This is a genomic window from Streptomyces sp. P5F9 (genome assembly GCF_057961495.1).
Map to the genome: position 1 here is coordinate 1 of NZ_JBXVPZ010000488.1, position 6,959 is coordinate 6,959.

The window sequence follows — 6,959 nt, forward strand, 5'->3', positions numbered from 1 at the left end:
CCCCCAACGGGCTGAAAGACCAGGCCCCGGGCCCCGTCCGGCAGTTGGCGACTCACACCGCGTCCGGTCCCCTTTCCCGTGTCCTGATCCGCACCACCTCCTCCACCGGAGTCACCCACACCGTGCCGCCGCCCGTGCCGCGGGCTCCCGCGGCGCGGATCACGCGGACCAGGTCGGTGGCGTCGAAGTCGAGGGTGAGGATGTCGAGCCGGAGCCGCGGGGCGAGGTTCACCCGGTATTCGCTGCCCCGGTAGACCTCCACCCGGGCCTGCCGGGGCTCATAGGCCCGCACCTCCGTCACGGTCACTCCACGTACCCCGAACGCCTGAAGGGCCTTCATGACGTCCGGGACACGGTGGGGCGGGAGGACCGCGGTGACCAACTTCACGGAAACCCCCTGGACTTGGAATGCCGATGAGGTGAAGGTCCGCTGGGGGTCCGGGGGTTATCCCCCGGATGATGCAGCACCGGTCCTCAACTCCGGCCATTTCAGGTGGAGTCCGGTTCCTTGGCTTCCTCCGCGGCCGGTGCGGGTGCGGATGCCACCGCCACCGGTTCCGGTGCCGACGTCACCGCCGACTCCGTCGGATACGCCTCCTCGTCGTGGACCGCGAGGTCGCCGCTCTCCAACACCTCGTCGGGTGCCCGCAGTTTCACGAACACGCCGATCGCCTTGAGGATGAGGAACGTCATCACGGCGTCGTAGAGGACGACCGTCCCGGCCGAGCCCGCCTGCTTCCACAGCTGGTCGACGTTGCCGTAGAGCCAGCCGCTGGTGGACCAGGCCGTGGAGCCGTCCTTGTTGAGGTACACGGCCACGGCCGGGTCGGCGAAGATGCCGACGAGCATGCCGCCCGCCAGGCCCGCGATGCCGTGGGTGTAGACGACGCCGAGCGCGTCGTCGACCTTGTTGAACGGCGGGACCTTGGAGAGGTAGTTCCAGGCCAGCCAGACGATCGACGACGCGATGACGCCGATGTAGATCGCGCCGATCCCGGTGACGAAGCCGGCCGCCGGGGTGATCGCCACCAGGCCGACGATCATGCCGTTGATGCCGCCGAGGAAGGTCGGCTTGCGCTGCGGTCCGACGAACATGTCCCAGAACACCCAGACCAGCAGGGCAACTGCCGTACAGAGATTGGTGTTGAGGACGGCGAGGGCCGCGTTGTGGCCGCCGAAGTACATGTCGCCGCCGTTGAAGCCGTTCCAGCCGAGCCAGAGGATGCCCGCGCCGACGGCGACCATGGGGAGGTTGTTGGGCACGCCGTGCGCACGGTCGCGGGCGAGGCGTGGGCCGACCACCGCCGCCGCGACGAAGCCGGACGTACCGGCGGCCAGGTGGATGACGTAGCCGCCGGAGTAGTCGAGCGCGCCCTTGGCCGCCCACCAGCCGCCGCCCCACAGCAGGAAGGCGTTGACCGTGTAGACGAGCGTCGACCACAGCGGGACGAACAGGAACCACGCGCGGATGTTCATCCGGCCGATCACACTGCCCATGAAGAGCAGGGGTGTGATCGCCGCGAACGCGAAGTGGAAGTAGGCCAGGGTGGACTGCGAGAAGTGGAAGCTCGGCATCAGGTCGTTGCCGTTGACGAGCGGTATCCACGCCTGTTGCTGTTCGCTCGCCGAACCGACGATGGTGCCGGGCCGGCCGACGAACGCGCCGAGGATGCCGGGCCAGTGGGAGTCCAGGGGTTCGCCGAACCCCATCTTGAACTCCCAGAGGACCCAGCCCACCAGTACCAGCGAGAAGCCGGTGAAGGCCATGAACATGGTGTTCACGACCCACTTGCGCTGGACCAGGCCGCCGTAGAGGATCGCGATGCCGGGGATGCTCATGAGTCCGACGAGCGTCGCCGCGACGAGCTGCCACGCGTTGTCGCCCGCGTCCAGCCAGCTGGGATAAGGAATCACTGCAACCGTCAACTCCCCTCGTGGGAGCGGCGGTCCGGCAGGACCGCCGGTTGCACGGCAGGATCTCGCCGGATCTTTTACGGGTCGGTTCCGGGGGCATGTCCGCCGAGAAAATTTCTGTTCACGGTCAAGGACTCGTCAAGTCCCGGATCGCGGCATGGTCCGCATAACGAACATGAACATCCGGACAACGAACGATTTTCGGCCAACATCTTGACGCGCTCCTGACAGAAAGCGCGGGCTGCTGCCACTCTTCCCACTGGCGCTTCACAGCAACCCCACAGTTTCACTCCTGTGATCCCTGTGATCTCCCCTGGTCGCGCGATCCGCGACCGTCCCGAAGGAGTCAGTGTTGAGAAGCAATTCCTCGCGCAGACGCACCTCCCACATAGTCGCCGCAGCCGGCGTCACCGCTCTGCTCGCCGCTGCCGTCCAGGCCGGCGCGACCTCCTCCGCCGCTCCGGCCAACCCCCTTGCCAGCAAGGGGAATCCGGCGCACATGGCCCTCTCGCTCTCCCCCTCGCAGCGCGCCGAGCTGCTCCGCGACGCCGCGTCGGCGCGGACCTCGACGGCCAAGGACATCGGCCTCGGCGCCAAGGAGGCGCTCGTCGTCCGTGACGTCGTCAAGGACGCCGACGGCACGGTGCACACCCGCTACGAGCGCACCTACGGCGGACTCCCGGTCCTGGGCGGCGACCTGGTCGTCGACACCGCCAAGTCCGGCGCCACCGAGCGCGTCATCAAGGCGACGAACGCCGCCATCGCGGTCGCCGACCTCACCCCGGACGTCACGACCGCCGCCGCCGAGAAGCAGGCGGTCTCCCGCGCCAAGGCCCTCGGCTCCACCAAGTCGGCCGCGGACTCGGCCCGCAAGGTGATCTGGGCGGCGAGCGGCAAGCCCGTCCTCGCCTACGAGACCATCGTCGGCGGCCTCCAGGACGACGGCACCCCGAACGAGCTCCACGTCATCACCGACGCGGCCACCGGCAAGAAGCTCTACGAGTACCAGGGCATCGAGAACGCCACCGGCACCGGCAACACCCAGTACAGCGGCCAGGTTTCGCTGACGACGACGCAGTCGGGCTCCAACTACACCCTGACCGACGGCGACCGCGGCGGCCACAAGACGTACAACCTGAACCACGGGACGTCCGGCACCGGCACCCTGTTCTCGCAGACCAGCAACACCTGGGGCAACAGCACCACGTCGAACGCGGCGACGGCCGGCGCCGACGCGCACTACGGCGCGGCGGAGACCTGGGACTTCTACAAGAACACGTTCGGACGCAGCGGCATCAAGAACAACGGCGTCGGCGCCTACTCCCGTGTCCACTACGGGAATTCGTACGTCAACGCGTTCTGGGACGACAGCTGCTTCTGCATGACGTACGGCGACGGTTCCGGCAACGCGGACCCGCTGACGGCACTCGACGTGGCGGGGCACGAGATGTCGCACGGCGTCACGGCGGCGACCGCGGGCCTCAACTACAGCGGTGAGTCCGGCGGTCTGAACGAGGCGACCTCCGACATCTTCGGCACCTCCGTCGAGTTCTACGCCAACAACTCGACCGACGTAGGCGATTACCTCATCGGCGAGAAGATCGACATCAACGGCGACGGCACGCCGCTGCGTTACATGGACAAGCCGAGCAAGGACGGCGGCAGCGCGGACAGTTGGTACTCGGGTGTCGGCAACCTCGACGTGCACTACTCGTCAGGTGTGGCCAACCACTTCTTCTACCTGCTGAGCGAGGGCAGCGGCGCCAAGGTCATCAACGGCGTCAGCTACAACTCGCCCACCTCGGACGGCCTTCCGGTCACCGGCATCGGCCGGGACAAGGCCGACCAGATCTGGTACCGCGCGCTCACCACGAAGTTCACGTCCACCACCAACTACGCGGCGGCCCGCACCGGGACGCTCGCGGCGGCCGGTGAGCTGTACGGCACGACGGGCGCCGAGTACAAGGCGGTGCAGGACGCGTGGGCGGCCGTCGCGGTCGGTGCGCGCTCCGGTGGGGGCGGCGGTACCGGTACGTCGTTCGAGAACACGGCCGACGTATCAATTCCGGACAACGGGGCAGCCGTTACGTCGTCGGTGACCGTGTCCGGGCGGACCGGCAACGCCCCGTCGAACCTCGCGGTCGCGGTCGACATCGTGCACACCTGGCGCGGCGACCTGGTGATCGACCTGGTCGCTCCTGACGGGTCGACGTACCGCCTGAAGAACTCCAGCTCGTCCGACTCGGCGGACAACGTGCAGGCCACCTACACGGTCGACGCGTCCTCCGAAGTCGCCAACGGCGTCTGGAAGTTGAAAGTCCAGGACGTGGCGGCACAGGACACCGGCTACATCAACAGCTGGAAGCTTACGTTCCCGTAAAACCCAGGCGTCCACTTCACGCCGCGCAAACAAGACGCCGCCCCGGGGTTTCAACTCCGGGGCGGCGCCCTGTTGTGGGCGTTTACATTGCCGCAACGTTCACCGGACAGTCGATTTTCGGCCAACATCACTTCGGGGTCCTGACATGTACGCGCCCCTGATGCCAGTCTTCCCTCACGCCGCTTCAGCACAGCCACATCACAACCAGCTCCGGTCAGTAACCCCACGCTGCCGGACTCCCCCACAGAGGAGCTTGCGTGACCCCCCTCTACGCGCGTCACAAGCGCACCACCCTGGCCATCGCCACCGCGGTCGCCGCCGGCGCCCTGCTCGCCACCGGAGTGACCACCGGTGCCTCTGCCCAGCCCGCTTCGGCCAAGCCGGCGCCCCTCGCCGCCGCCCCGCAGCTCCTCTCCAACTCCGCGCGCGTCGCGCTGGTCCAGGAGAAGCAGGCCGCCGCGCCCGAGACGGCCCAGCAGATAGGCCTCGGCACCAAGGAGAAGCTGGTCGTCAAGGACGTCGTCAAGGACGTCGACGGCACGCTCCACACCCGCTACGAGCGCACCTACGCGGGCCTCCCGGTCCTCGGCGGCGACCTGGTCGTCCACACCTCTCCGGCCGGCAAGACCGAGGGTGTCACCAAGGCGCACTCGGCGGCCATCAAGGTCGCCACCGTCACGCCGAAGATCTCCACCGCCAAGGCGGAGAAGCAGGCGCTGACCATCGCCAAGGCCGCCGGCTCCGACAAGACCGCCGCCGACGGTGCCCGCAAGGTCATCTGGGCCGGCGGCGCCACCCCCGTCCTCGCCTACGAGACCATCGTCGGCGGCTTCCAGGACGACGGCACCCCGAACCAGCTGCACGTCATCACCGACGCGGCCACCGGCAAGAAGCTCTTCGAGTACCAGGGCATCGAGAACGCCACCGGCACCGGCAAGACGCTGTACTCGGGCACCGTCAGCCTCACCACCACGCTGTCGGGCACGACGTACTCGCTGACCGACGCCTCGCGCGGCAGCCACAAGACGTACAACCTGAAGCACGGGACGTCCGGCACCGGCACCCTGTTCACCAACACCACCAACACGTGGGGCACCGGCGCCGCCTCCAGCTCCACCACCGACGTGACCGCCGCCGCGGACGCCGCCTACGGCGCCCAGGAGACGTGGGACTTCTACAAGGACACGTTCGGCCGCAGCGGCATCAAGAACAACGGTGTCGGCGCCTACTCCCGTGTCCACTACGGCAGTTCGTACGTGAACGCGTTCTGGGACGACAGCTGCTTCTGCATGACGTACGGCGACGGCTCGGGCAACACCCACCCGCTGACCTCGCTGGACGTGGCCGGCCACGAGATGAGCCACGGCGTCACCGCCAACACCGCGGGCCTGAACTACTCCGGCGAGTCCGGTGGCCTGAACGAGGCGACCTCGGACATCTTCGGCACCGGCGTCGAGTTCTACGCCAACAACTCGTCCGACGTGGGTGACTACCTCATCGGCGAGAAGATCGACATCAACGGCGACGGCTCCCCGCTGCGCTACATGGACCAGCCCAGCAAGGACGGCGGCTCCGCCAACTACTGGTCCTCCTCGGTCGGCAACCTCGACGTGCACTACTCGTCGGGCGTGGCGAACCACTTCTTCTACCTCCTCTCCGAGGGCAGCGGCGCGAAGACGATCAACGGCGTGAGCTACAACTCGCCCACGTCCAACGGCTCCACGGTCACCGGCATCGGCCGCGCCAAGGCGCTCCAGATCTGGTACAAGGCCCTGACGACGTACTTCACGTCGACCACCAAGTACGCGGGCGCCCGCACCGGCACCCTGAGCGCGGCGGCCGCCCTCTACGGCTCCGGCTCCACCGAGTACAACGCGGTGGCGGCGGCCTGGTCGGCGGTCAACGTCAGCTGACGACAGCCGAGTTGACAGCCAAGCGGTAAGGGCGGTACCCGGAGCGAAGGCATCTCCGGGTACCGCCCTACTCTTGGGTTCCATGTCCTTCACGTACGACGACGTCGGCGCGACCCGCGAACGCGGCTTCTGCCCCCCGGGATTCCACCCCCTGTATGTGCGCACGCGTATCGGCGAGGGCGAGAAGGTCTTCCGCCGGGCCTCCGAAGCGGTCCTGACCTGGGAGTTGCACCGCGAGATGGGCGTAGGCATCGAGGCGACCGCGGAAAAGGCGGCCCCCGGTGTGGACGTAACAGTCACCCTCGCCGGCCTCATCAAGGCCCCCTGCCGCATCGTCTGGACCGTGGAGGAACACCGCAGATCCGGCTGGGCCTACGGCACCCTCCCCGGCCACCCCGAATGCGGCGAGGAGTCCTTCGTGGTGGACCGCACCGGCGACGGCACAGTCTGGCTGACCGTGTCCGCCTTCAGCCGCGCCGCGAAGTGGTACGCGAGGTTGGGCGGCCCCGCGACCCGGGGCTTGCAGCACGCGTACGCACGACGGATAGGCAGCACGCTGCGGCAGATGTGCGCGCCGTATTCGGAGGTGTGAGGGGCCTAGCGCCCCTAAAGGGCCGCGAGGCCCCTTTAGGGGCGCGGGGAACTGCGCGACCAGCCACAACGGACCCCGCAGCCAAAGCACTACCGCATCAGAACCCCGGCCCCCTCCACCGCATCCTCCGAAGGCACCGCCACCAGCCCCAACTCCGCAC

The 6,959-nt window shown here is 68.1% G+C and carries 5 protein-coding genes; 3 read left to right on the forward strand and 2 right to left on the reverse strand.

Translation table 11 applies throughout. The features are described from left to right. Positions 1-52: 52 nt before the first annotated feature. Positions 53-388 carry a P-II family nitrogen regulator gene (locus tag AC31A1_RS43320; RefSeq protein WP_489658568.1) on the reverse strand — a complete coding sequence of 112 codons (336 nt, stop codon included), beginning with the start codon at positions 386-388 and terminating at the stop codon, positions 53-55. A gap of 101 nt (positions 389-489) precedes the next feature. After that, positions 490-1,914: an ammonium transporter gene (locus AC31A1_RS43325; RefSeq protein WP_489658569.1), complete on the reverse strand. Its 1,425-nt coding sequence runs from the start codon at positions 1,912-1,914 to the stop codon at positions 490-492. 352 nt (positions 1,915-2,266) lie between these two features. On the opposite strand from AC31A1_RS43325, the gene AC31A1_RS43330 reads away from it, so the two are divergent. From AC31A1_RS43330 to AC31A1_RS43340, 3 genes are all read left to right on the forward strand, one after another. Then, on the forward strand, positions 2,267-4,294 hold the full coding sequence (locus AC31A1_RS43330) for a M4 family metallopeptidase (RefSeq protein ID WP_489658570.1): 2,028 nt from the start codon (positions 2,267-2,269) through the stop codon (positions 4,292-4,294). Between the two features lie 257 nt (positions 4,295-4,551). Beyond that, positions 4,552-6,207, forward strand: coding sequence for a M4 family metallopeptidase (locus AC31A1_RS43335; RefSeq protein WP_489658571.1), 1,656 nt, complete (start codon positions 4,552-4,554; stop codon positions 6,205-6,207). Between the two features lie 82 nt (positions 6,208-6,289). After that, positions 6,290-6,799 carry a DUF1990 domain-containing protein gene (locus tag AC31A1_RS43340; RefSeq protein ID WP_489658572.1) on the forward strand — a complete coding sequence of 170 codons (510 nt, stop codon included), beginning with the start codon at positions 6,290-6,292 and terminating at the stop codon, positions 6,797-6,799. Positions 6,800-6,959: the final 160 nt, after the last annotated feature.